Origin of the sequence: Burkholderia sp. A2 (genome assembly GCF_001729305.1) — a bacterium.
In the GTDB taxonomy this organism is placed as follows: Bacteria; Pseudomonadota; Gammaproteobacteria; order Burkholderiales; family Burkholderiaceae; genus Burkholderia; species Burkholderia sola.
Genome location: NZ_LZXX01000026.1, coordinates 1 through 488, shown reverse-complemented (window position 1 = coordinate 488; position 488 = coordinate 1). Strand labels below are relative to the sequence as shown.

1 protein-coding gene is annotated in these 488 nt (G+C 66.2%); it reads left to right on the top strand.

Annotated features, from left to right (window positions below):
• The coding region (locus tag A9Z05_RS03165; RefSeq protein WP_141723332.1) for a FadR/GntR family transcriptional regulator at positions 1 to 299 on the top strand (299 nt) is incomplete at its 5' end.
• Positions 300 to 488 lie beyond the last annotated feature (189 nt).

Here is a 488-nt window from a genome sequence, read left to right as displayed (position 1 = left end):
ATGCGGCCGTCGAAGCCGCGACCGATGCGAAGCTGCACGAGGCGATCGCGCTCGCGTCGCACAACACGATGTTCCTGCACCTGCATACGAGCGTGATCGGAATGTTGCGCGAGCATATTTCGATCAACGTGGCCGGGATGACGACGGAGGACGAGCAGGCATCCGAATTGCTCCTGTTGCAGCACCGGGTGGTGTGCGACGCGATTTGCGCGCACCGCCCCGAAGAGGCGCGCACCGCGATGCAGACGCACATCGACTACGTGCGCAGCCATTTCGAGCGCAGCGGCGACGCGTCATGAGATTGGTCGGACCAGCGGCTGCGATGGCCTGCGGGGCCTCCCGATTGACCGGTTCGTCGGGCGCCCTCTAGAATCGACCGCAGCCGCCTGTCAGCCGCGCGCCGCGGCGATGACGTGCCCATTGATCCGACTGTCGAGGAAGCTTTCGTGCTCACGTCCCTGATCCGGCGCGCATCGGCCGCGCCGTCG